General features: G+C 48.6%; 18 protein-coding genes, 1 tRNA gene and 1 pseudogene. 15 read left to right on the forward strand and 5 right to left on the reverse strand.

The window, feature by feature from the left end:
- The 10 genes and pseudogenes from B3A20_RS03235 to B3A20_RS03280 form a co-directional block, all read left to right on the forward strand.
- Window positions 1-236, forward strand: a pseudogene (locus B3A20_RS03235) (hypothetical protein); the annotation flags it as partial.
- A gap of 36 nt (window positions 237-272) precedes the next feature.
- On the forward strand, window positions 273-2,006 hold the full coding sequence (locus B3A20_RS03240) for an alginate O-acetyltransferase AlgX-related protein (protein ID WP_290761757.1): 1,734 nt from the start codon (window positions 273-275) through the stop codon (window positions 2,004-2,006).
- 67 nt (window positions 2,007-2,073) lie between these two features.
- The gene (locus B3A20_RS03245; protein ID WP_290761758.1) at window positions 2,074-2,310 is read left to right on the forward strand and encodes a helix-turn-helix transcriptional regulator; all 237 of its coding nucleotides are present in this window, start codon (window positions 2,074-2,076) and stop codon (window positions 2,308-2,310) included.
- 101 nt (window positions 2,311-2,411) lie between these two features.
- Window positions 2,412-3,740 carry a TldD/PmbA family protein gene (locus B3A20_RS03250; protein WP_290761759.1) on the forward strand — a complete coding sequence of 443 codons (1,329 nt, stop codon included), beginning with the start codon at window positions 2,412-2,414 and terminating at the stop codon, window positions 3,738-3,740.
- Between the two features lie 51 nt (window positions 3,741-3,791).
- Window positions 3,792-4,388, forward strand: a complete 597-nt coding sequence (locus tag B3A20_RS03255; protein WP_014547240.1) for an adenylate kinase family protein — start codon at window positions 3,792-3,794, stop codon at window positions 4,386-4,388.
- Between the two features lie 115 nt (window positions 4,389-4,503).
- Window positions 4,504-6,495: a hypothetical protein gene (locus B3A20_RS03260; RefSeq protein WP_290761761.1), complete on the forward strand. Its 1,992-nt coding sequence runs from the start codon at window positions 4,504-4,506 to the stop codon at window positions 6,493-6,495.
- Between the two features lie 102 nt (window positions 6,496-6,597).
- Window positions 6,598-7,731, forward strand: a complete 1,134-nt coding sequence (locus B3A20_RS03265) for a hypothetical protein (RefSeq protein WP_290761763.1) — start codon at window positions 6,598-6,600, stop codon at window positions 7,729-7,731.
- A 193-nt stretch (window positions 7,732-7,924) separates the two neighbouring features.
- On the forward strand, window positions 7,925-8,758 hold the full coding sequence (locus tag B3A20_RS03270; RefSeq protein ID WP_290761765.1) for a TIGR02147 family protein: 834 nt from the start codon (window positions 7,925-7,927) through the stop codon (window positions 8,756-8,758).
- Window position 8,759: 1 nt separating this feature from the next.
- Window positions 8,760-10,067 (forward strand): hypothetical protein, encoded by a 1,308-nt coding sequence (locus B3A20_RS03275; RefSeq protein ID WP_290761767.1) that lies wholly within the window; start codon window positions 8,760-8,762, stop codon window positions 10,065-10,067.
- A gap of 36 nt (window positions 10,068-10,103) precedes the next feature.
- Window positions 10,104-10,982 (forward strand): hypothetical protein, encoded by an 879-nt coding sequence (locus B3A20_RS03280; RefSeq protein WP_290761769.1) that lies wholly within the window; start codon window positions 10,104-10,106, stop codon window positions 10,980-10,982.
- A gap of 179 nt (window positions 10,983-11,161) precedes the next feature.
- On the opposite strand, the gene leuB is transcribed toward B3A20_RS03280, so the two are convergent.
- Entirely contained in the window at window positions 11,162-12,253 is a 1,092-nt protein-coding gene (gene leuB / locus B3A20_RS03285; RefSeq protein WP_073424356.1) for a 3-isopropylmalate dehydrogenase, read from the reverse strand.
- A gap of 102 nt (window positions 12,254-12,355) precedes the next feature.
- Here leuB and B3A20_RS03290 point away from each other — a divergent pair, with 102 nt between their 5' ends.
- Window positions 12,356-13,621, forward strand: coding sequence for a polysaccharide deacetylase family protein (locus B3A20_RS03290; RefSeq protein ID WP_290761773.1), 1,266 nt, complete (start codon window positions 12,356-12,358; stop codon window positions 13,619-13,621).
- A 39-nt stretch (window positions 13,622-13,660) separates the two neighbouring features.
- On the opposite strand, the gene ruvB is transcribed toward B3A20_RS03290, so the two are convergent.
- The 3 genes from ruvB to B3A20_RS03305 form a co-directional block, all read right to left on the reverse strand.
- A complete protein-coding gene (gene ruvB / locus B3A20_RS03295; RefSeq protein WP_349680061.1) occupies window positions 13,661-14,698 on the reverse strand; it encodes a Holliday junction branch migration DNA helicase RuvB in 1,038 nt (345 codons plus the stop codon).
- Window positions 14,699-14,759: 61 nt separating this feature from the next.
- Complete coding sequence (ruvA, locus tag B3A20_RS03300; protein ID WP_290761777.1) at window positions 14,760-15,368, reverse strand: Holliday junction branch migration protein RuvA; 609 nt, start codon at window positions 15,366-15,368, stop codon at window positions 14,760-14,762.
- 188 nt (window positions 15,369-15,556) lie between these two features.
- Window positions 15,557-18,700: a GH116 family glycosyl hydrolase gene (locus tag B3A20_RS03305; protein ID WP_290761779.1), complete on the reverse strand. Its 3,144-nt coding sequence runs from the start codon at window positions 18,698-18,700 to the stop codon at window positions 15,557-15,559.
- A 231-nt stretch (window positions 18,701-18,931) separates the two neighbouring features.
- Here B3A20_RS03305 and B3A20_RS03310 point away from each other — a divergent pair, with 231 nt between their 5' ends.
- The 3 genes from B3A20_RS03310 to B3A20_RS03320 all read left to right on the forward strand — a co-directional run bounded on the left by B3A20_RS03310 (window position 18,932) and on the right by B3A20_RS03320 (window position 20,789).
- On the forward strand, window positions 18,932-19,132 hold the full coding sequence (locus B3A20_RS03310; protein ID WP_290761782.1) for a hypothetical protein: 201 nt from the start codon (window positions 18,932-18,934) through the stop codon (window positions 19,130-19,132).
- A gap of 168 nt (window positions 19,133-19,300) precedes the next feature.
- Window positions 19,301-19,900: a phosphoribosylglycinamide formyltransferase gene (purN, locus tag B3A20_RS03315; RefSeq protein ID WP_290761784.1), complete on the forward strand. Its 600-nt coding sequence runs from the start codon at window positions 19,301-19,303 to the stop codon at window positions 19,898-19,900.
- A gap of 85 nt (window positions 19,901-19,985) precedes the next feature.
- Window positions 19,986-20,789: a ribonuclease HII gene (locus B3A20_RS03320; protein WP_290761787.1), complete on the forward strand. Its 804-nt coding sequence runs from the start codon at window positions 19,986-19,988 to the stop codon at window positions 20,787-20,789.
- Between the two features lie 486 nt (window positions 20,790-21,275).
- On the opposite strand, the gene B3A20_RS03325 is transcribed toward B3A20_RS03320, so the two are convergent.
- A tRNA-Arg gene (locus tag B3A20_RS03325) sits at window positions 21,276-21,349 on the reverse strand.
- Window positions 21,350-21,658: 309 nt separating this feature from the next.
- Between B3A20_RS03325 and B3A20_RS03330 the strand changes: the two genes are divergently transcribed.
- On the forward strand, window positions 21,659-24,052 hold the full coding sequence (locus tag B3A20_RS03330) for a penicillin-binding protein 1A (RefSeq protein ID WP_290761790.1): 2,394 nt from the start codon (window positions 21,659-21,661) through the stop codon (window positions 24,050-24,052).
- Window positions 24,053-24,178 lie beyond the last annotated feature (126 nt).

The following is a 24,178-nucleotide window of genomic DNA, read 5'->3' on the forward strand; positions in this document are numbered from 1 at the left end:
TCGAAGTCGAAAAGAACGAAATCGTCAAAATTTGTGTTGACGTGCCTGTTGTCGCATGGGAAACTTCCTTAAAAGCGATTATATCTAGCGATTCGTGCCTGACATTCGAAACACCGACGCTTGTTGGAGTTGAAACACTTAGGGTGCATTTCTATAAAGAATACATGCCTTACTACATCAACTTCTATAACGACATATATTCCTACGATATATCACTAGAAACTACTAACTATTAACTAGTAACTACTTCACAAAATTCTATCTTATCTCCCGTGAATAAGAAATATTTAATATCCGTTATTGTATTTTCTGTCCTTTTGCTGGTTCCGTTTGGCGTGCAAGCGGTTGCCGACTTGCGTGGCGAAAAGCGCTTCCAGCCGTTTGACATTTTCAAGGACGTGGTTTACACTCCGATTGTGCGCGAGAAAAAGGTCGCTGCGGCTGCGGACTCGCTCGATGCCAAGTGGCGTGCGGCTCGCGAGGCGATTGCGGCTGGAGCAGAGACGGCGGATGCGTTAGAGCCTGTGGTTTCTTCGCTTTCGGATTTGGAAGCTGCGGTGCTTTCGGTGAATACGTATGCCGAACTTGATACCGCTGAAGCTCGTTTCAAGAGTCTCAAGTTGGCGGATACGCTCCTCTCAAAGCTGGAGGACGAACCGGAATCGTTCCCGCAGGCAGATTCTTGCATCAAGTCGCTTGTGGCGGATCTTGGTCATGTGTCGCTGTGGCGTGCGTTCTTGGATGTGAAGCATTACGGCGTGTGGACGAGCCGCTATTTGCGTGCTTTCGAAAATAAGATTGATGACGAGAGCGCTATTGTGTTGGCTCTGCGCCCCAAGTACCAGCTTGCGGTGTGGAACCTCTTTAGCGATCCGGGCGAGAAGGTCGTTCTCGGCGCTGCTGGCAATTGCATCGGCAAGTCGTGCGGCAGGGAAGAGGCAAAGCCCGAAGACAAGTGGCTTTTCTACCGCCAGGATGTGGAATTCCTGGTGCAGCCGTCTCCGCTTGATGTGCGCAGTGCAAAGCTCGACAATCCGGTGAAGGCGATTGAAAAGTTCCGTGATCAGCTCAAGGCGAAGGGCGTGGAACTCTTGGTGGTGATTACGCCGGGCAAGCCGAGCATCTATACCGAACGCTTGACGGGGCGCGATTCTCGAGTCGCAGGTGCTGCGGGTGCTGGAAATGCAGCCGCAGTCGGGAATGCCGCCGGGCTCCAGTCGCATGGCAAGAAGATTCTTGATTCCCTCACGCGAGCTGGCTTTAATACTGTAGATTTATATACGCCATTGCTTGCGGCGAAGTCCCGCGATTCCGAAGAAGGTCCGTTGTACCTGAATGACGACACGCACTGGACCCCGCGCGGGGCGGAACTTGCGGCTGACGTGATTGCGAAGAAAGTCCGTGAAATGGTGGATGCAGGAATTGTCAAATTCCGCGGAAAGGATGATGCGCGCTATATTGCTTCTGATTCCGTGGCAGACCGCATGGGCGATGTGGGCGAGATGAGCGGACTCAACAAGTTTGGTGTGTTCAAGGTGCAGAAGGTGACGGGACATGTGGTTTCTCAGCAGAATATCAAGGAACGCACCGAAAAGCTCCCGGTGGATTCGACTTGTGTTGAAGCGGCAAAGAATGCTTGCAAAAAGAACGATTCTTGCTTTACGGCTCAGTCTGCGCTTTGCGAACGAGACACTGTGCTTTACGACACCACAATCACTCCTTTCAAAGACGATTTCCGCAAGTCCGAAATCTTGATTCTCGGTGACAGCTTCAGCCGTATTTACCAGACCGATTCGCCGGTGAACGCCGGATGGATTGCGCACTTTGCGAAGAACGTAAACCGCCCGGTTGCATCCATCGTAAGCGATGGCGGCGCCTCGACGCTCGTTCGCGAAAAGCTAGCCCGCAAGGCTAGCGTGCTCAAGGGCAAAAAGCTCCTCATCTGGGAATTCGTGGAACGTGACCTCCGCTTCGGCGCTGAAGGCTGGAAAGATGTAAATTTTTAGAACTTAGAGCTTAGATTTTCTAAGTTCTGCCAACTAAGTTCTGCCAACTGCGCTGGAGGCGCAAAATATGCCAAGACATGGAACCCCGACGCCGGGACAGGCGATCCTCGAAGGAATTGAATGGCTTAAGATTGGTAAGCCGGAATTTGCCCGTAGGGTGGGCGTTTCTGTAGAAATGCTCGACCAGCTCATTGCGGGTGAAATCAGCATCTCGACCGAGATGGCGAATGCGCTTGAATCGGTAACGGGAAGCCCCGCCGCCTATTGGAAAATGCTCGAACGCAAAAGCCGCGCTTCTCGATAAATGGGAGATGCCCTGCTTACTTCGACTTCGCTCAGCACAGGCTCTGGCGGGCATTACTAATTACTAATGACCAATGACTATATAATTATTATACTTGCGATATGAATATTAAAGATGCCGTTTCTTTTATGTGTGACCTCGCCAAGGGCGAAGCCGAACAGTTTGATGTCATCGCTTCTAACACCCATTCCGAAGGCTTGTCCGTCTTTCAGGGCCAGGTGCAGAATACCGAAATCTCGGATTCCGTAGGTCTCGGTGTCCGCGTCATCAAGGATGGCCGTCCGGGTTACGCGCATACAGAACGCCTCACCGACGAAGCCTTGCGCCAGACGCTCAAGGACGCTCTTTGTCACACGCAGTGGACTGAAAAAATCGACATTACGCTCCCGCAGGCCGTTGAACTCCCGAAGGGCGAACCGAATTACAATCCGGCGCTTGAATCGCTCGACCTTGCTACGATGAAGGACTTCTGCATAGAGCTTGAAAAGGCGACTTTTGCAAAGTCTAAGGAAATCGAGAATATCCCGTACCTCGGTGGCGATATCGAAAAGGATTATTCCATCGTCGCAAACAACACGGGACTTTTCTACGAAGCCCGCTCGAACTGCGCTTCTGCGGGTGCCGGTGCAGTCGCAAGCCGGGGTGGCGTCAAGAAGCTTGGCAACTTTGTCAAGAATGGCCGCGACTGGAACGAATTCTCTGTCGATGAAATTGCAAGCAAGACTGCCGAATATGCAACGGAACTTTTTGGCGCCCAGAAAATCGAAAGCGGCAAGATTCCGGTGATTCTTTCGGAACGCATTTCCGCACGTTTCCTCGGCATGTACAGCCAGCCGTTCTTCGCCGAAACGATGCAGAAGGGCCAGTCCCGTCTCGACGGCAAGGAAGGCGAAAAAATTGCCAGTGATGTGTTCTCGTTGTGGAACGATCCGACAGGCGAAATGTTTGAACACAAGTTCTATTTCGACTCCGAAGGTTGCCTCACCAAACGCGTGAAGGTCGTTGAAAACGGTGTCTTCAATTCGGCTCTTTACAACCTTGAAACGGCTGCCAAGGCGGGCCGCGAAACGACAGGCAATGGCGCTCGCAGCTTCGGTAGCAAGATGTCCACGAGTTTCTACAACATGCTCGTGCCGCCTGGAAGCATGACGACCATGGAACTTTTGAAGCTCTTCCCGAAGTGCTTGCTCGTTGTACGCCTGGAAGGCAATTCCGGTTGCAATTCCGTGAGCGGTGAACTCAGCATCGGGGCGCACGGTTTCTGGTGCGAGAACGGGGCTATTAAACATCCGGTCGATGGAGTGACGCTCAGCGGCAATTACTTCGACATCATCAAGAACATCGTGGCGGTCGGCAACGAATACCGCGATCCGTTTGCAAGCTACAAAGTGCCCGCACTTGCCATCAGTGAGTTAAGCGTGAGCGCCTAATTTTTCTAAATTTGCGGTGAAAATTTTAACAATCAACCTATGAGGTTATAAATGTCTCAGATTTCTGCAGTTCTTATCTTCGGTGCTCCGGGTTCTGGCAAGGGCACTGTGGGCGCAAAGCTCGCCGCTACGACCGCTCTCAAGCACCTCTCCACGGGAGACATCTTCCGTGGCATCGCTCCGTCTAGCGAATCCGGCAAGCTCCTTGCTTCTTACTCCAGCAAGGGCCTCCTCGTCCCGGACGAAGCTACCGTTGAAATCTTCGGCCGCTTTGTTGAAGGTCTCGTGAATACGAACAAGCTTAACCCGGAAAAGGACACCCTCCTCCTCGACGGTATTCCTCGCACGGTTGCACAGGTCGATCTCATCAAGCCGATCGTCGACGTGAAGCACATCTTCGTTCTCGACATCAAGGACGAAGCTACTATCGTTGCACGCCTCCTCAACCGCGCTAAGATCGAAGGCCGTAAGGACGACGCTGACGAAAACGTCATCAAGAACCGTCTCAAGGTTTACAAGGAATCCACCGCTAAGGTTCTCGAAAAGTACGATCCGAAGATCATCAGCCACATCGTTGGCGACAACACTCCGGACGAAGTCTTCCTCGACGTGCTCAAGGCATACGTGGACTTCACGAAGAACGCTTAATTACTTGTCATTCCCGCCTCCGAGCGGGAATCGCCTTTAGGCAATCTCCCAGCTCTTTTCGAGTTGGGCTTTTTTGTATATTGCGAAAATTAGATGAATTTATGAGGATTGGAAAATGAGATTGATGATGTGTATGGATTCGTGGAAAACGCGGGGCTTAAATGTTCTTGTAATGCTGTTGCTGGCATTAGCGTTTTCCGCATGCAATGAAGATAAGGATATAGCCAAAAATCATCGTGAGAATGTTGTGGAACCTTCTGTGATAGAGGTTCACCCAAAACCACGTGTACACCCACATCCCAAACCTGGTGTACGTATTCATCCATCGCAATTTAGTTGGAGATTCCGTCCTGCTGATCGTCCTAAGATAAATTATCTTTTCCCGAAAGGCTCCATTGAAGATACTGTAAATTATACTCCTGAAGAAAAAGCAAAGAATTATCAAAATAGTTTCAAAATTTGGAGTGGAGTTTATAGGCTTAAATCACAAAAAACAGCTTTTGATACGTCATCTCTTAAATTAGATGAAAATTATGAAATCCCATTTGTCGGGAAAAAATTGAAAATAGGGGATAACGAGTATAGCACTTTTGAAATGGTTGAACTCGTACAAAAAGAAAAAACGGCTTTGTTGAATGTAATCGCCTCGAAAATTAAGTGGAGCAACCTTTCTTTCCGATTGGATTTAAACGAATTGCGAAAAAGTATTGATTCTTTACAAACTATTAAAGAATTGTTTTCTGAAATAGATTTTAAGATGGGTATAAGTGGTTATATCATTTCTAATAGATCAGAAATAAAATCTCATTCAATAGATCTTTTGAATTTGGATACAAATGATCAATTTGTTGAATTTCCACTTTATAACAAGTTTTTTATAGAATATACTCCTAAAATAAAAAATCAGAAAGTTAAATTAGGCAACCTTAGAACAGAAACCGAAGTGGATGCATCTATTTTGACGGAAAATACAATGCATTATGAAAATGAAAAGATTTTATTTTCATCTAACGTGATATCGGTTGTTTTGGATTTTCCGGGCATAACAGATGAAAAAACAGAGTCTTTGCCGATTGGTGTTAAATGGGATTTTTTGAATGCTTCTATAACGAAAAATGGAATTGAAGATAACGTAGGCCCGATAGAAAAAGTCAAAAAGGTCAAAAGAGTCGATTTCCCTGTAAAAGATTATTTGGAACAATACTATGATAAAAATTTTTATCTGTCTATAGAAGAATATTTCGGTGCGTTTGAAGAATTAGAAATTCCTTTTTTAGATAATCCTGTTTTTTCATTTGGAAGAGATTTTTTTAGTCTGAAAAACTTAATCGAAACCATTGATAATTATGACCGATTTGTTCTGTATGCTACTACGGAGGCTACAGAATTGAAGGAAGGCGTTGAAGGCGGAAAAATTAAAATAAAAGAGATAACCGATTCGCTTAAGCGACATATTCGCAAAAACATGACATTACGGAATGTCTCGATGTATAATAAATCCTTTGAAGATTTGGATGATGTCTATAATAAAAGTGGACTGATTAATTTAATGAGCTATTCGAAGGTAAAAAAGAATCGAACGATTCGACTTCGGGATCAAGAAAATGTTTTGGTTTATAAAATAACGCTTAAACCACTTGAACTTACTAAGAATATTGATTTTGGCTTGTTTAAAACTGAAAATTTTGATGTTGATTTTGTTGCTTATATCCAGCATCGTATTTATCTTTTGTTGGGTTACATGGTTCTTGATAACAGCTATGTTGACGCTGCTGATTTAAAGCTATCTGCTCGCGTGAATGAAATTAATCTTGGCGATAAAAAGATTTTGTTTGGCGATGGTTCTTCGAAAAATAATGGAAGACTTGATTATTTTATACGTATAAGCCCGGATGCCGAGGATTCATCTAAAATTGTAAAACCTGCATTGAATTTAGATTACGAATCATTGACGGTTAAGGATGGTGACCGGATTGTAGCGACAGTGAATAACCAGAATCATAAAGAGCGTTTTAGCTATGATTTTAATCGCGACAAATGGATAATTCCAAGTTCCCTGAAGCCATACGTAACGCTATCTAAACGCAATATGAAATTTGACGAGTGATGATAACTCTTGTTTTGTTTCAAAATTTTTTTTCATGTATTTTGATTTTTCTGTTTGGGGCTATTTGTATATTGCGATTACATATAAAAAAAGGAGTTATTTATGAATTATAAAAAAGTTGGTTTGGGTATTGCTCTTTCGACAGCGATGAACTTTATGGCTTGCGGAGATGATTCTTCAAATCCTATATCCAATAATATGAATAACATAGAATCGTCTTCTAGCGTGAACGGCGGCGCTCCGAAATCTAGTCCGTCTGAAAAAAGCTCTTCAAGTGTTTCTGATGCAAATTCTAGTTCTTCTGCAACAGTTTCTAGTTCTTCCGTTGCTAAAGCTGAACCTTGCACTTTTGCGGCAGCAGACAATGTTTGGGAAATGTCTTACAAGGCAAGCAACAGCAAGGGTAACGCCAATGTCAAGACTATCTATAAAATTGATGGCGAAAACCTTGTTATTCTCGATACGATCCGCTATACGGGTAACCAGGCTAGTATGATTTGCAGGATCGCTGATGGCGCTTCTGATTTTAGTTCCAGTGATGGTCAATTTGTTGGCGTGCAGTATTGCGACGGTAGCACGGTTGTCATTGCCGGTACGGTTACACAAAAGGGTTTCTTTGCAGCTAACGCTCGCGAAACTGTTCATGCCGCCGTGCAGAAAGCTTGTGGCGTAGCGGTTAACGGCGGATCCTATGATAGGATCCCTCTTGCAACAAAGACGACTTGCGATTTCAAGGCCGAAGACAACGAATGGTCTTATTCCTATCTCGATGAAGGCTGGCGCGGTCAGGACAGTGTTGTTGTAATTCAGTCGTTCCTTTTTGATAAGAAGTTGCGTGTGAAGGCCGAACAGCATCCGTTGCAGCATGTAGAATGCATCGCGAAGAACTTCACGGATATTTCTGGAAACAATTACTGCTCTGCTGAGGGCTTGATGGATGTTTCTTCTTCGGGCATTACGTCTGAAAAGGAATCTATGTACAATAGCGAACTCCGCATGTGCAAAGACAAGATTCCGGCTGGCAGCGAAACCGAAACCAGCTCCAGCTCTGTAACGAGTTCTGAAACGAGCTCCAGCTCTGCAACCGCAGCTGCGGGAGGTATGGTTTCGTGCGATGTTCCGGGAGTAATGGGCGGCTGCGAAGAAGCTCTTGCCGGTAGTGAACAGGCCAACTTCTATCTTTCTTCCTGTGTATCGATGCTCGAAGGTACGCTCGGCACTGGCTGCGCAAAGTAAGTTCATAAAATTACGCTATTTGATGGCCTCGGGTTAATTCCGGGTTTTTTTGTGTGTGCAAAACGCGTCATGCTCGCGTAGGCGGGAATCCTATTGTGTCATATACGAAAAATATTTATTTTTAATGTTGATTTTTAACTAAAAACATGTGTTTTGTGTCATTGGCAACCGTAAATAGGGTATATTTGATAATATGAAACCGATAACAGAATACAAAGATTACCATCCCTTAATCAAGGATTTTTACGAAGCGCAAAAGCGGACTTCGTATTTCTCCTGGCGGGAATTTGCGAAACTTGCGGGGTTTTCTTCACCGACTTACTTGCGACTTGTGAGTGAAGGCAAGAGCAATTTGAGCCGAGTGTCGATGAACCGCATGATTTCGGCAATGGGGCTTGCGGGCTATGAAGCGAACTACTTCATTGCGCTCGTCAATTTTTGCAATGCCAAGGATGACGATTCCAAAAAGCCGTATTGGAAAGAAATGCGCCAGATTGCGCTTGAATTTAAAGTACGCGTCGTCGATAAGGAGGCTGTTGAATATTTCGATGGCTGGAAAAATCAGGTCGTTCGCGAACTTGCACCGATGATGAATGGGGCCACCCCAGGGCAGATGGCGAAAACGTGCTGCAACGAAATCTCCGCTGCCGAAGTCAGCAAGTCGCTAGAGTTCCTGACGAAAGCGGGATTCCTGAAAAAAGGTGCGGACGGCTCGTATCGCCAAACCGAAAAGAACGTGACCGCGTCAAAGGAAGGCATGACCTATGCCGTACACTCGATGCAACGCCAAATGTTGCGACTTGCCAGTGAATCTATTGAACGCTTTGAACCGCAAGAGCGCAGCGTGTCGAGCGTGACCCTTACGGTCAATCGCGAATGTTACGAGCGCATTGCTCAAGAAATCGATGCGTTCCGCAAAAAGATTGCCGCAATGGCTTCGGAAACAGAAAAAGCCGATCAAATCTATCATTTGAATATGCAACTGTTCCCGCTAACTTGGAAATTAAATAAAGATGAGGTGGCTTAATATGAAAAAGCTTTATAGTTTGTTTGCTCTTGGGACAGTTTTGTTTGCCGCATGCTCCGACAATGCATTGCCGGTTTCGGGCTCGACGAGTGTCCCAAATATGGAAAATAATTTAATGCCGAAATCGCCTGTGCTGTGCAGTGTGATGGGCGTGACGGATTTCTTGGAAGCCATTGAAAAAGGCTGCATCTGGTCGCCTGAAATGTGGGGCCCGACAACGGGCTATCGCGTCCGCACTGGTTATGATAATGGGACGAATACTTCGGGTATTTGGACTGTGAGTACATATCCTGAAAATGCTGAAATTGAAGTGGAATGGCCTGGGAACGCGACTGCTGAATATGATTCAATGGCGCTTGCTGATGCTATAGACAAGTGTGGTGGTATTTTGTGCGGAACCGTATTATTTAAGGGTACAAATAATATTCCTGATCATCCTATTTATCAGTCGCCTCATAGATTTCTCTATATTGATTTTTATCTTGCCGGTAAAGATGCTTCGGGAAAGTTTGAAGGTGTTGATGCTCGCGATATGGGCGGCATTTGTGTTTCGTATTCAGGCGGTTTTTATGTGTTAGAACTTATCCCTGATGATTCGTTAGCAGCGTTGATGGATCATACAACTTATGATGATTATATATGTAATATGGGGGCTGTTTCTAAGACTGATTCAAGTGTTAAGGAACTTTGTTTTTCATGGGACAATTTCTCGTTTGATTATATGTTTGGAAAGGTCCCTGGGAAAATTTATCCATCAAAGTATGATGTTATTTCTCATTTAAAGGGCTTCCGTTTTGTGTTAGACGGATCTTATAGTCAAAATGATTATAGAGAAGAGTTTAAAATTGCAGGGATAAGTCGCTATAATACGCCTAAAGTTCCTACGAATAACCTTCATCCTGTCAGAATTGATTGTGAACCTGTTGCCGTTATGAGTTCATTCTGTGAATGTGATTATACAGATGATAGAATAGATATTTTAAAAGGAGATAGTGTTTTCAGCAGTTATTATTACTTAATGCAAAATCTTGGCGATGGTGTTGATTCCCTTTCCGAACCTGCGAAGGCTTGTTTTGGTAGTACTACAAAAGAACTGGTTTCTTTCTTTAACAAGAAAATGTCCATAAGGGAAAAACCTTGCGACAACCCGCTTCCTCATGAGATTATGTGTACTGACGGTACGACAAGTGAAACGCTTGAGTATACTGAATTGATGACTGAATTCAATGATAGGCTTGCAATGTCCTACCAGGATGCTAGCGCAATCGCTGATTCTCTATATGCTCATTGCATGTCATTAAATAATTGAATTGTAATTGAATCATAAAAACGAGTTGGGGTGAAAATGAAGGTTTCTAAAATTGCTTATGCCATGTTGATGGCTGCTGCGTTGACAGCTTGCTCGGATGTCGGTGATTCGGTGACGGATCCTGCCCTGAGTGAACAAGATAATCGCGTAGCTCTTGACAATATCACGGTCGAAGGCCATGCCTCGCATCTATCTGCATCGACCGCAACAAATTCAACGATGTTGCGACGTGTGGCGGATGCGGGTACCATGGTAAGGATGGCGGAACTAGATTCCGTTACCTTGGATACAACGGGAGTGGTGTTCTATAGCCGCTGCGATGGCTCTACAGGTGAGTTTGCGTTTGACCATGTCTCACTGCGTGGCCCGTATGTGAAAATTGAAATTGCTCCGTATGCAGAAAGCGATTCTTGGCAATGGGACGGTTCCTGGTCTTTTGACTTGTATGATCATGAAAAGGACCGTTTTGTGGCGACGTATAGCGTGATTGTCGATTTGAGAAAATCGAGAACCGTCGACATAAACGCAATGACATTTTTGGAAACTTTTCGTTTGCACCGTTTAGCTCGCTCGGGTCGCAGTTTGGCCGATGCCAAGGAACGTGCCGATAAAGAAATCATGAGCGCAGTTGGGCTTTCTGGCGAAACTTTTGATTTTGACAAAAGAGAATATGTTCGTAACCGAGGCCACTTGATTGTCAATAATCTTTTAGAGGATTTGATTATTGAGTGGTCGTCCTATGCTTCTCCATTGCAGGTTGCAAATGCTTTTGGCAATAAGGGCTCGTTTTCAACGAATACTCCGATTAGGGAATTCTTTGTTGATGAACTAAACGTGTGGAAAGGACAAAAATCTAATAGCGACAGCGCCATTGATTATATAAACAGGTTTATAGACGCTCTTCAAGAAAAATAAAATCGATAGGAGGAATAAAAAAGCGACCGGAGAAATCCGGTCGCTTTTTGCGCTGTGGTGCGCATTGTCGCAAAAATGCGAGTGATTAAGCGAGAGCCTTAATCTGTGAGCCTCAAGCGACTCATATTAACGAGTCGTGGAGGTGAGAGCACTTGCCTGTCGTAGGTTCTTAGTTACACTTAGGCAAGTGCGGCTATAATAGCGTCGCCCATACCAGTCGTACCGACCTTGGTGCAGCCTTCCTGGTAGATATCGCCAGTGCGGTAGCCCTGAGCGATGACCTTTTCGCAAGCAGCTTCGATAGCCTTTGCAGCTTCTTCTTCCTTGAAGGTGTAGCGGAGCATGAGGGCCACAGAGAGAATCTGTGCGAGCGGGTTTGCAATACCCTTGCCTGCGATGTCCGGAGCGGAGCCACCTGCCGGTTCATAGAGACCGAAGGAGCCTTCGGCGATAGAAGCGGACGGGAGGAGACCCATGGAACCGGTGAGCATTGCGCATTCGTCGGTGAGGATGTCGCCGAAGAGGTTCGGGCAGAGGAGCACGTCGAATTCACGCGGGCGCTTCAGGAGCTGCATGGCGGCGTTGTCCACGTAGAGGTGTTCGAGAGTGAGTTCCGGATAGTCCTTGATGACTTCGTTCACGACTTCGCGCCAGAGAACGCTCGTGGTGAGCACGTTGGCCTTATCGATAGAAGCGACCTTCTTGTTGCGGAGCATAGCGGCGTCGAAAGCGAAGCGGGCAATGCGTTCAACTTCGTAGCGGCTGTACTTCATGGTATCGAAACCGATTTCTTCCTTGGAGCCCGGAACGCCTTCGCGGCCCTTCGGCTGGCCAAAGTAAACGTCACCCGTCAGTTCGCGGACGGTGAGGATGTTGAAACCATCGCCAACGATGTCAGCGCGGAGCGGGCATGCGCCTGCGAGTTCCTTATAAACGCGGGCCGGGCGGAGGTTGCAGAAAAGCTTGAAGTGCTTACGGAGCGGCAGCAGTGCGCCGCGTTCCGGCTGCAGGTTCGGGGGGAGGTGTTCCCACTTCGGGCCACCCACGGAACCGAAAAGAATACAGTCAGAAGCTTCACCGAGCTTGAGGGTGCTTTCCGGAAGCGGAGAACCGCTTTCGTCATAGGCGGCACCACCGACGTTTGCCCATTCGGCGTTCACGTCGAAACCGAACTTCTTAGAAACGACGTCCAGCACGCGGACAGCTTCTTTCATGACTTCGGGGCCGATACCGTCGCCCGGAAGCACAGCAATCTTGTAATTCTTGCTCATTGTTAATCCTTGTTTAAATTTGAACAGGTGAAATTTAGTAAAATTATGAGAGAGGCGCACTTTGGCCTAATTAAATAAAGTGTTTGTTGTTGGATTCGGATTATGAAAAATTGTAAAAACGGAATGCGTGCCGCAGTTGTGGCTAGCTGTGTTTCCCTTTGCTTGACGGGGCTTGGTATGGCAGAAACTCCCATTAAGACGGTCCCTTGGAATGGTTGTGTCGGTGCTGTAAGTTTTACTTTCGATGATGCTTACGCAAATCAGGTGCAGAACCTTAAGCCGATTCTGGATGACCTGCCGGATGTCCACGTGACGTTTTTTCTTACGAGCATGGGAAATGGCTTGAAGCAGAATGCCTCGGGTTTTGCCGCGCTTGCGAAAGCGGGGAATGAAATGGGGAACCATACGCAGTCGCATCCGCATTTGACCGGAGTTGGTGATAGCGAACTTGAAGAAGAAATTGTCAAGTTTGCAAATACGATTGAAAGTACGCTTGCAGAGCAGGGCGCCGATGTGAAGGTGACTTCTCTTGCGACACCGTTCTGTGAAAATAACGACAAAATCAAAAGCGTGATTGCCTCAAGGCATTTTATCAATCGTGATTGCGGTTGGCATGGACGCAACGATTGGGATACGGAGCCGGACTGGATGAGTCTTCGGGCAAAAATTTGGACGCGCTCGGGGGCGACTGTCGCCGAAATGCTTTCGGCGCTTGATACGGCGGCCTTCATCGGAAATTTCGAAGGAGCAAACCCTTGGGATGTGCAAGTGAAGGATGGTTCATGGCTTGTGGTGCTGAATCATGGCGTCACGGACGATGTGGGGGATGACTACGCCATTAACCCGTCGGACATCAAGAAGATTTTTGAACATGCCGTCGAAAATAAATTGTGGGTTGCGCCTTTTGGAACTGTTGGTGCCTACTATCGAGCTCATTTTGTCGTGGATGCTGCAACTGCAAAAAAGACGGATGATGGCTTTTGGGTGACCTGGGAAATTCCGAATGAACACATGCCGAAAAGCGTGCCGTTGCGTGTGAAAATCGATACGCAGAGCGTTGGCGAAAATGCGGTTGTGGAACAGGCTGGCAAGAAGCTTACTCCTGAAAGAGATGGCTCCTACATCATTGAGTTCATGGCGAAAGAACTCAAGGTGCGCAAGTCTAGCTCAAATGACGAGACGATGGCGCTACCGAAATCGGCTTTTGTGAAACATGCTTACTCGAAATATACCGTATTCGATATGAACGGTAATTGCCTTGGCGAGACTAATGGTTGGAGTGTTCCCGCAAATTATCCCAAGGGAACATACTTTATCCGCGCCGAAGCAGCAGGGGGTAAAGCAGAGACAAAAAAACTGGTGAAGTAAATCGTCTTTTTCCTCAAAGCTTTTGTAGGCGTAAGTGCTTTACAGCTCTAGTTCGGTCTGCTCGCTAAACATGGACTTAGGAATCGGCTTGTGGAGCATTCTGTAGGCATTCTGCGTGGCGATGCGGCCGCGCGGGGTGCGAGAAATTAGCCCCTTTTGGAGCAGGTATGGTTCGTAGACTTCTTCGAGCGTGTCCGGTTCTTCGCCCATGGCTGCGCTGATGGTGCCAAGCCCGACGGGCCCGCCATTGAACTTGTCTATCATCATGGCTAAAATCTTGCGGTCGGTCGGGTCGAGCCCCTCGCTGTCGATGCCGAGCATTTTGAGCGTCTTGAGTGCTGCGCGTTCGTCAATGATTCCTGTGCCGCGCACCTGAGCCACGTCTCGGCATCGCCTGAGCACGCGGTTCGCCACACGTGGCGTCCCGCGGCACCGCCCGCCAAGAATCTTGGCTGCTTCTTCCGAGAGTTCTACGCCTAAAATGTGTGCGCTACGCATTAAAATCTTGACAATGTCTTTTTCGTTATAAAGTTCCAGGCGGTATTGCAACCCGAAACGGTCACGGAGCGGTCCGGTCAAAAGCCCGCTGCGGGTGGTGGCGCCTACGAGCGTAAAATGCTTGAGCGGGAGGTTCACGCTTCTTGCCGCAGGGCCAGAATCCAGCATAATGTCGAGGCGGAAATCTTCCATAGCGGGGTAGAGGTATTCCTCGACCACGCGGTTCAATCGATGAATCTCATCGATGAACAAAATATCGTTTTCTTGTAAACTTGTGAGGAGTCCTGCAAGGTCGCTTGCCTTCTCAAGCACAGGGCCGCTTGTGATGTGGATGTTTACGCCCATCTCTTTGGCGATAATGCTTGAAAGCGTAGTCTTGCCGAGTCCCGGAGGACCAGCAAATAAGCAATGGTCAAGCGCATCGCCGCGTTGTTTGGCGGCTTCAATGGCGATAGAAAGGCTTTCCTTGATGTCGTCCTGGCCTGTAAATTCACTCAAGCTAGGCGGTCGCAAGTTGCGGTCGGTATCGCCTTCGTCAAAAGAACACTTCTGCGGTGAAATTATACGCTGATCTTCCATATTTTCCCTGTCTCGTCCGCCGTCTATCCTTGTCATGCCCGGCTCGACCGGGCATCTCCATTTACAAATACTTTAGAGCCTCCGGAATGAGCGCGGCAGCATCCGCCCCATCTCCAAGAACCTCGACTGCCTTCACGACTGCCTTTTCTGCTGCTGGGTCCTTTACTCCAAGCGTATGCAGAGCCAAAACCGCTTCGAGCTTTGCTCCAGTCAATGCTCCGACACTTGTTATTCCACTACCTTCGACATCGCCGAGCGACTGCAACATGTTCGAGGCCTTTTCCTTGAGCGTTAATGTCATTTGCTCGCAAGTCTTTTTGCCAAGCCCCTTGATTTTGCCAAGTGCGGACTTGTTGTCGCTTGCAATCATGTTCAAAAGGTCTGCTGGCGTGCTTCCGCTCAGAATCCGCTGCGCGAGCTTCGGGCCGACTCCGTTGACCTCCAAAAGCATCAAGAACAGGTTCTTCTCTGTAGTATCCGCAAATCCAAAAAGCGTCATGGAATCTTCGCGTACGACGAGATTCGTGTGCAAAGTGACTTCGGCTCCTTCTTCGGGCAACTTGCCTGCCGTAAATGCCGAAATATTGATGCCGTAACCGATTCCTGCACATTCCACAACGACAAATGTGGGGGATTTTTGTACCAAGATGCCACGAACCCGTTCTATCATAAAATCTCCAAAATATGCACTTTTGTGCTACTGCACGAATATACACTATTTTTAAGGCTCTGTCAAGTCTTTTATGTATAAAAAAACAGGTGCTCCGCTTGGAGCACCTGTTTGAAGTTGAAGGGGATTCCCGCTCGTCCCCGTCAAGCGAGGACAGGTTGGCGGGAATGACAACTCGCAGTTTTCAATTACTTATAAAGCAGAGCGAAAACCATGCCCGGACGGAAGTACTTACCAGCGGTGTACTTGAGTGCCGTGCTGTGGAGGAGCGTGAAGAGCTCGTTCACATCGACCTTGTTGCTTTTGGCAATGGCGCCGAATGCCTTCGTGAAGGCGGCGAGATTGCGCGGGAGCTTCGGGCTGATGCGGGAGTCGGCGAGGAGTGCGCCCTTCTTCAAAAGTTCCTTGTGCATCTTGTCGGCGGCAGTTGCGCTGAGACCGAACTTTGCAACGAGAGCTTCCGGGTGGAGGCGGCAAGAACCGTTGAATCCTTCCGGTGCAGCGAACGGAACGCGAGCTTCGTCATAGAGGTTTCCGATCATGGAATCGGCGAGCACGGAGGCTTCCTTTTCCAAACCGTGGAACATCATGGCGGTCATGATGCTGTACTGAATACCAATCCAAACGTCGTGAGCCTGGAAGTTGAATTCGTCGAGCGGAGAACCGTCTTTATGGACAAGGTTTGCGGCACCGATGAGCGGGCTGTTGGCCTTATAGTTCGTATTGAAAATTCTGAGCAAGTTAGACTTGGCCTTCACGCTGTCGGTAATCGGTTCGAGGTCGAGCAAGCGGAGGTAAGTGTCTGCAAGCATCGTATCGGCAAACACGTCGTCGCAGTCGTTAGCAATCTTTGCTTCCCAGCTCTTGGTGAAGGCTTCCTTGCACTGAGCCGTAATCCAAGCCTTCTTGAGGCCGCGGAGTTCGTTCTTGGAGAGGTCTTCGCCGTCCGGGATTTCGCCTGCGCAGAGCCATTCGTTAATAGCCTTCACGCCTGCGTTCGGGTCTTCCGGGAGTTCGAGCGATATCTTCACGGCTTCGCGGAGTTCGGCATACTTTTCGACGTTCAAGTCCTTCATTTCCATCGGGGTCACGAAGAAGCGGAAGTAGCCTTCGTTTTCGTCCCAAAGGGATTCGGTGAATTCCTTGTTGGCGGCTTCGGACTTGGCGTTCCACTTGGCAGCCTGATCGTTATCGCCGAGGAGCTCAGCAATCTTTGCTGCAGCGCGGAGGCCTGCAATCCAGAGGGAACCGCAGTAAACGGAGATGCCGTAGCTGCAGAGGTTGTCGAACGTGTCGTCCGTACCGTGGGTGAGCGGGAAGTTTTCGCCCGGGTTCACCATCTTTTCGAGGTATTCCATGGCGGCGTAAACAGCTTCCTTGCAATCGGCGAGGCACTGCATGTCCTTCGTCTTGTGGTAGTGGCGGTAGACCATGAGCACGTATTTCGGGGCGAGGTCCTTCCATTCCTTAACGTTGTGCCAGTCGTAGGCATCCGGTTCGGCGTCGAAGGGGCTACCGAGGTCGTGAATCACTGCACCACGTACAGCGCGCGGGCCTTCAAGCTTCGGGTCCGGGAGGTCGGCGTAGGGGAGGTTCACAAATTCGTGGTGGCGGCGACGGTTTTCGTTCACGGCGAGGATTGCATCGCCAAAGCGCTTCATCACAACGCCATCGAGGCGTGGCATGAGGGCGAGCAAGCTAAAGCTGCCGTAGAAGTAAACGTCGAGAGAGTTGAAGAACGGATAGTCGGCGCATTCACGAACCAAGAAGCGGTCTTCCTTGTCCCACACGGTGGCTTCGGCGAGGAAGCTGAGCGTGTTGATGGCGAGGCTCTTGAATTCAGCCTGCTTGGCGGCAGTCTTGTAGAGCTTGGCAACCGGCTTCTTCGGAACAAGGTTTTCAAATGCCTTGAGGCGATCATCGAAAGTCTTGTCGGCGGCGAGAGCTTCCGTAAGGAGGGCGACCACGCGGCCGTATGCTTCCGGGTAGAATGCGGTGTACTTCTTGGCGGAGGTGAGCTTGTTCAGCTTGATTTCCGGGAAGTCGAGCACCATGTTGAACTGGAAGGAAACTTTCTGCTTCGGCTTGAGGACTGCGGTAACGGCGATGGCGCCTGCAATCGTTTCACGACCGCTGTAAACGTTCTTGACCCAGGAGTTTGCAACGCGACCGCTCTGGAGAGCGGCCTTCAAGACGGACTTGGCGTCATCCTGGTAGAACATCGGCTTCACGGAAACGTTGAGGTTATCCTTCTTGTTCCAAGCCACGCTCACGCCCATGCAACCGTTGAAATCGCTTTCGACGAGAGCCTTTTCGTTATAAAATTCGATACCGCGAACAGAGCGGCCATCTTCGAGTTCCTTGTCGAACTGTACACCCTTCGGGAAACGTGCAGACGGAACGAGCACAAAGCTGGAGTCCTGAACGCCCTGACGGTCCTTCTTCGCCATGTAGCCCGTGATGCTGTCCTGAATCTGGACAATCGTCACTTCGCGGGTTTCCTTGGTGTTGTTTTCGAGCGTAAAGACGGTGGCGTTCACCGGGAGGCTGGAGAGGCGTTCGTCGCCCGGAGTCACATAGCTGGACTGCGTCTTGGTGATGGAAACACCCTTGCCTTCGTAAACAGTTTCGCTCACCGGATAGAGGGCGGTGTACTTCATCTTGGCTGCGTCATAACCCGGTTGGCCGAGGAATTCGCTGTCGTTTGCCCAAGCGGCGGTGAGGGCGCCTTCTCGGGCGGCCTTTTCGCCAACCATGCCGTCAAAGAAGTCGATGAGCACGGCGCGGTTGATGGCGGCAGAGTCCTTGCCTGCGGCGATCAAAGCCTGAGTGCGGTCGCTGAACTGGATGTGCCAGCGTTCAAAAGCGGCCTTGTTCGTTTCGAAGAAAGTTTTGTCGGCGAGAACCTTGTTGAGCTTCGCTTCGGCCTTCTTCTGGTCCTTCATGTCGGCGTCGCCGAAAACGCGTGCGCCGCTCTCGTCGAGGAGCGGGAAGTTGTTGTTGTAAATGCCGAATGCAGTGAAGTTGCCAATCACAAGCGCAGCCTTTGCGCTGAGGACTGCTTCCTTGAAGAAGAAGTTGTTGAAGCGGAGATCTGAAGCCTTTTCGGTGCGAACCTGGACGCCCGGCATCACGTTCATCACGGGAGTCGTGCCGGCCGGCGTTGCTGTAAACGTAGAACCGATACCGCCCACGGCAATACCCGTGGTGGAAGGAGTTGTAGAAAGCGGGGTGTACCACGGCTGAATGAATTCCACAGCGAGACCCGGGGTCATCAGCTTTTGGACGGAGCCGGACATTTTTGCACCGGCAAGATATTCTTTAATGCTCATAATGAGGTCCGATATTTAAAGGTTTATACGAGTGGAAAGATAGTATTTTAGAGCTTAGAACTTAGAACTTAGAGCTTAGAAATTGGTTGTTTGTAGGCGGTAGGCAGTAGACGGTGGGCTGAATTGTCATCCTGAGCGAAGGGCGTAGCCCGAAGTCGAAGGATCTAGTAAAGTCTTGTATTTTTCACTCTTTTTACATGAAAAGTTTTTGAATTGAACTATTTTTAGAGTATGACAAAACTCATCGCACATATGCTCCCCGGCGTTTTCCTCATCGTCGTGTTTTCCCTGTTGAAAGCCTACGTTATCCCTGCCCACGTGACTTTTGAATCGTGGTTCGTCTACGTCAACTTTTTTGTCTGGATCGTCTGCATAACTGTGCCGTGCCTTATTTATTACCTCCGCACCCCGCCTGGAATCGATCATAAGTAGATTGGTTTTTAGTCTTTGGTCAATAGTCATTAGTTGTTGTAGTTGTAAAAAGTAAAAAAATACAACAAACTAATAATTTCGCCTGAGTATGGAGTTGCTGGACCTTTTTATCATGCAAATTTCTAATGACTAAAGACTAATAACTAATAACTAAACTATATTTGGCGCATGTTTAAAATTGGCGTCATGGCTTCCGGCGGTGGAAGCAACTTCAAAGCGATTATAGATCACATTGGCGAGGGAGACCTCGAAGCCCAGTGCAAGTTTTTGATTACGAACAACGCAGGTTGCGGTGCTGTGCATCATGCCGAAGAATTCGGAATTCCGGTTTACCACATTTCGGGCAAAACGCATCCGGATCAAGCTGCGTACGAAGCGGCTATGCTTGAAGTTCTCGACAAGTACGACGTGGACCTTTTGATTTTGGCGGGTTACATGAAGGCGCTCCCGCTTTGCATGCTCAAGCGCATGCCGGACCGCATTTTGAATATTCATCCGTCTCTGTTGCCGAAGTTTGGTGGTAAAGGTTTCTTTGGACATCACGTTCATGAAGCTGTGCTTGCCGCGCATGAAACGGAATCTGGCCCGACGGTGCATCTCGTGAGCGAAGAAATTGACCGCGGTCGTATCTTGGCGCAGACTAAAGTTCCTGTGATGAAAGACGATACCGCCGATACGCTTGCCGCCCGCGTTCTCGTGCAAGAACACGCTTTGTATTGGAAAACTATTCGCGACTACGCGGAGAAGGTGATAGGTGTTAGGGGTTAGGGATAAAATTCGCGGCGGAGCCGCCCTGTATAGAAGTGCGTAGCACGTGATGTAAAGCCTAAAACCTATAACCTAAGACCTAAAAATGAAATTTAAACTGCCCGCATTTTTAGAAAACATTGAATCCCCGGTAGAAGGGGAGGTGGCACTGCGCAAGTTCGCTGCTAATCCTCTCGCTTTTGGCGGTGACTTGGATTTGTTTTCTGCGGGTGCGAATGGTGCGCGTTCTGAAAACGCGTCGTATGGTTCTGCAATTGTCGTTGGTATTGACGAAGTCGGACGTGGACCGCTTGCTGGACCCGTTGTTGCTTGCGCTGCTGTGCTCAAGTCGCCCGATGCGCTCTTGACGCTGAATGATTCTAAAAAGCTTTCTCGCCCAAAACGCGAAGCGATGTTTGATGCTGTTAAGGACGTCTGTGCGTGCTATGCGATTGCAAGTGCGAGCGTCGAAGAAATTGACGAAATCAACATTCTTGAAGCGGACTTCTTGGCGATGCGCCGTGCATTGCAAGCGCTCGGATTTCCGGGCCTTAACGAAACGGCCCCCGAAATCCCCATCGAAGCCAAAGGCTCTTTCGCCGATGTATTGGGAATGCCATCTTGTCCTAAAATCCTCATTGCTGTCGATGGCAATCTCAAAATCGACAAGATGCCACAAGACATCCAAATGCCCATCGTCAAGGGCGATGGTCGCATTGCAAGTATCTCGGCTGCCTCGATCCTTGCGAAAGTATTCCGTGACCGCTATATGGATAAATTAGAGGAACTTTATCCGGGTTACGGTTTTGACAAGCACGCCGGTTACGGCACCAAGGCTCACCTCGACGCCATCCGCCGCCAAGGCTTCACGCCAGCCCACCGCAAAACTTTCCATCCCAAAAGCTTGTAACAGTTGATTACTTTGTTCTTGCTTTGCGTAAAAAGGCAAAAAAAAGAAAAAGCCAAATTTTACGTGAAAAAGAGCTTGAATCAGGCTTTTTTGACGTAATTTTTATATGTTGTTTGAAAAAAACGGGCGTGGTGGCTAAGTTTTTTAGAGAAAAAGTGTTATAAATGCCCTTTGTAGGTGCGTTGTTGTGGTGCTTTGATGTGCTAATGGGCTTTTGTTGCCGTTTTTTAGATATAAAATGATTCTTTTGTATGAAATTTTACGTCAAAAATGATGCTTATGGCATGTTTTTCACGTAAAAAATACCATATTTAAAAATTTTGGATAAAAAGGCGATTCCGGCATCCTTCGACTTTCGCTCAGGACGGGCTTCGGCCGGAATGACATAGTAATGCGCACCTTCTCATCCCGGCGCATTTTCCGTTGCAGCCTCGGCCCGGTGCACGGTATAAAAAGAAGACCAACCTTTCGGTTGGTCTTCTTTTCTGCGGGTGCCAGGACTCGAACCTGGAGCCTTTTGGTTCGTAGCCAAACGCTCTATCCAGTTGGGCTACATCCGCGTTTTGTTTTGTTGTCTTCTTTCGTTGACGGGTCCAAATATAGAATAATCGAAAATAATGTCAAGGGTAAAGGGCGAAAAAATTTAAAATTTTTGCAAAATAAGTTTTTTGTACGCTTTTGGCGCTGGTTCGGGCGTTTTTCGGTCGCTTTCGGCACATTCCTGGCCACATTTCATGCGTTTTTATTTACTTGCTATGCATTCCCATTTGCGTCCCACATCATTTTTTTCCTAATTTCATCCTCCTTGGTTTGAACAACTTTTACCATTTAGCTATTTTTGTCCGCAAACTTTTTTAGTGTGACTTAAAATGGATAAGTTCAAATCATTCATGAAGATTTTAGGCGCGGCCATCGTCAAGTATGGTTCCCTCGTTTGGCTGAAAATTTGGAGCTTGGTGAAGATTGCTTTTGCCAACAAGATTTTCCGCTGGTTCTTTATTTTCATGTGCCCGATTTTCGTGGCGTTTATCGCTGCGCTGGCCATCTACATTCATTATTCGCCGGAACTGCCGTCGCTTTCGCAGCTCGAACAGATCAATCCGCGACTTGTGACGAATATTTACGACAAGGATGGTCAAATTGCGCATGAATACTTCGTGGAACGCCGCGAATGGACTTCCATTGACTCGATCCCGCTGAACGCTATCCATGCCGTGATGGCGACCGAAGACCGTGCGTTCTACAAGCACTGGGGCATGAACGTTTGGGCGATTCCGTCTGCGCTTATCGAAAGTGCCGTCTCGGGCAACAAGCTCCGCGGTGCATCGACTTTGACACAACAGCTCACCAAGCTCTTGTTCCTCACGCCGGAACGTTCGCTTTCCCGTAAGATCAAGGAAATGATGACGGCTATCCGCATCGAACAGACCTACACGAAGGAAGAAATTCTTGAATTCTACATGAACGAAGTTTACCTCGCTGGCGGTAACTACGGTTTCCAGGCGGCAGGCAAGTACTACTTCGGCAAGCCGCTCGATAGCCTTTCTATTCCGGAATATGCTGTGCTCGCGGGTATGTTGCAGCGCCCTGAAACGTATCGCCCTGACCGTCACCCGAAGGCTTCCAAGCGCCGTCGTAACACGGTGCTCTATGCTATGCGTGATGCAGGCTATATCACGAACGAAGAATACCGCAAGTATATTGAAGAGCCGATTGTGCTCGCCAAGAAAGAAGACGTGACCGGAACGGGCTTGTATTTCTTCGAAGAAATACGCAAGTACATGGAAAAGAAGTACGGTGAAAATTCGCTCTATGCCGATGGCGTGTCCGTCTATAGTACGATTGATCCGGAAATCCAGGCGTTCCTTGACAGTGTCGCCTATGCACAGGTTGAACGTGTCCGTCGCCGCATCAAGTACCGCGCTACTCGCAGGCTCCAGCTCACCAAGAAGTACGACATGCCCGAAGATAGCGTTGTCGCTCACTTCGATAGCGTCTATACGCTCTTCAAGAAGGAATATCTCGCGGCTGATACGGTCCGCAACAGGCGTGGCCAGTTTACCCGATTCCCGGACAGTATCCGTTATCATCACGCAGAAGTAGCCGCAATTATTATTGAGAATGAGACTGGTGCTATTCGCGCTATGGTGGGCGGTAGCGACTTCAACAAGTCCAAGTGGAATCGTGCCGTGCAGTCCTTGCGTCAGCCAGGTTCTTCGTTCAAGCCGATCGTCTATTCTACCGCTATGGACAATGGCGCAAGCCCCTGCGACTCCGTGAATGACCAGCCGGTGACTATTCCGGATCCGGATGACAGGAATCCGAACAAGGTTTGGCGTCCGGGTAACTTCGAACATGACTTCGAAGGCATGATGACGCTCCGCCGCGCTTTGTACAAATCCAAGAACCTTCCCGCAATTTTGACCGGTATGAAGTATGGCCTCAGCAACGTGGTGAACTACGCTCGCAAGTTCGGCATCAAGCGTGCTCCGTTGCAGGCGGTCCCGAGCTTGGCTCTTGGTTCCGTGGGGGCAACGCTTATGGAAATGACTTCTGCTTACACTGTGTTCCCGAACGGCGGTAACCGTATCGAACCGTACATGATTGAATCTATCGTGGACCGCAATGGTGAGGTGGTGGAGAAGAATTCCAAGATTGAACATGAAGTCTTGCGCCCGGCATCAGCTTACTTGATGGTCGATATGCTCAAGGACGTGAACGTTCGCGGTACAGCAGGCCGTGTGTGGGCTTCTGGTTTCCGCCACCCGAGCGGAGGTAAGACGGGTACGACGAACGATTACACGGATACGTGGTACATCGGTTTCACGAAGCAGTACACGATGGGTGTGTGGGTCGGTTCCGATACGCCGGGGACCATGGGTGCCGGTCATACGGGTACCGAAGACGCTCTTCCGATTTGGATGGCCACGATGACTAAGTTGCACAAGGACTTGCCGAAGCTCCCGTTCCCGGTTCCGCCTGGCGTGATTAGCCGTGGCATCTGCAACCACACGGGTCTTATCGCAGGCGAGTTCTGCTCTGAAAAGACTTACTGTCTCTACACGGCGGGCTACGGTCCGACCGAAAAATGCGATGGCAACCATTTCTCGTCGCAGACAAAGTCTGCTGATGACGCTACGTTGTTCAGTAACAAGAGTGTTGTCGAAAACAACCGTTACGAAGCTCCGCAGCCCAAGAAAAAGAAAGGAAAGGGCAAGGACGAACCGCAACAGCCCAAGCGCAATACGAGAAAGATGTTCTAGCGATTGGCTGTTGGTCGTTAGTCTTTGGTTATTAGATGAAATTTAAAGGAGCCTGCGCGGGCTCCTTTTTTTTGTACATCGTCGTCCTGATTTATTTCTACCGCGTCATCCTGACGCCGAAGGCGA

Source organism: Fibrobacter sp. UBA4297 (genome assembly GCF_002394865.1).
In the GTDB taxonomy this organism is placed as follows: domain Bacteria; phylum Fibrobacterota; class Fibrobacteria; order Fibrobacterales; family Fibrobacteraceae; genus Fibrobacter.

What these genes read in the sequence shown, in the direction of transcription:
- B3A20_RS03245 (WP_290761758.1), top strand. Translation starts at nt 2,074, where the DNA reads ATGCCAAGACATGGAACCCCGACGCCGGGACAGGCGATCCTCGAAGGA.
- B3A20_RS03250 (WP_290761759.1), top strand. Translation starts at nt 2,412, where the DNA reads ATGAATATTAAAGATGCCGTTTCTTTTATGTGTGACCTCGCCAAGGGC.
- B3A20_RS03255 (WP_014547240.1), top strand. Translation starts at nt 3,792, where the DNA reads ATGTCTCAGATTTCTGCAGTTCTTATCTTCGGTGCTCCGGGTTCTGGC.
- B3A20_RS03260 (WP_290761761.1), top strand. Translation starts at nt 4,504, where the DNA reads ATGAGATTGATGATGTGTATGGATTCGTGGAAAACGCGGGGCTTAAAT.
- B3A20_RS03265 (WP_290761763.1), top strand. Translation starts at nt 6,598, where the DNA reads ATGAATTATAAAAAAGTTGGTTTGGGTATTGCTCTTTCGACAGCGATG.
- B3A20_RS03270 (WP_290761765.1), top strand. Translation starts at nt 7,925, where the DNA reads ATGAAACCGATAACAGAATACAAAGATTACCATCCCTTAATCAAGGAT.
- B3A20_RS03275 (WP_290761767.1), top strand. Translation starts at nt 8,760, where the DNA reads ATGAAAAAGCTTTATAGTTTGTTTGCTCTTGGGACAGTTTTGTTTGCC.
- B3A20_RS03280 (WP_290761769.1), top strand. Translation starts at nt 10,104, where the DNA reads ATGAAGGTTTCTAAAATTGCTTATGCCATGTTGATGGCTGCTGCGTTG.
- leuB (WP_073424356.1), bottom strand. Translation starts at nt 12,253, where the DNA reads ATGAGCAAGAATTACAAGATTGCTGTGCTTCCGGGCGACGGTATCGGC.
- B3A20_RS03290 (WP_290761773.1), top strand. Translation starts at nt 12,356, where the DNA reads ATGAAAAATTGTAAAAACGGAATGCGTGCCGCAGTTGTGGCTAGCTGT.
- ruvB (WP_349680061.1), bottom strand. Translation starts at nt 14,698, where the DNA reads ATGGAAGATCAGCGTATAATTTCACCGCAGAAGTGTTCTTTTGACGAA.
- ruvA (WP_290761777.1), bottom strand. Translation starts at nt 15,368, where the DNA reads ATGATAGAACGGGTTCGTGGCATCTTGGTACAAAAATCCCCCACATTT.
- B3A20_RS03305 (WP_290761779.1), bottom strand. Translation starts at nt 18,700, where the DNA reads ATGAGCATTAAAGAATATCTTGCCGGTGCAAAAATGTCCGGCTCCGTC.
- B3A20_RS03310 (WP_290761782.1), top strand. Translation starts at nt 18,932, where the DNA reads ATGACAAAACTCATCGCACATATGCTCCCCGGCGTTTTCCTCATCGTC.
- purN (WP_290761784.1), top strand. Translation starts at nt 19,301, where the DNA reads ATGTTTAAAATTGGCGTCATGGCTTCCGGCGGTGGAAGCAACTTCAAA.
- B3A20_RS03320 (WP_290761787.1), top strand. Translation starts at nt 19,986, where the DNA reads ATGAAATTTAAACTGCCCGCATTTTTAGAAAACATTGAATCCCCGGTA.
- B3A20_RS03330 (WP_290761790.1), top strand. Translation starts at nt 21,659, where the DNA reads ATGGATAAGTTCAAATCATTCATGAAGATTTTAGGCGCGGCCATCGTC.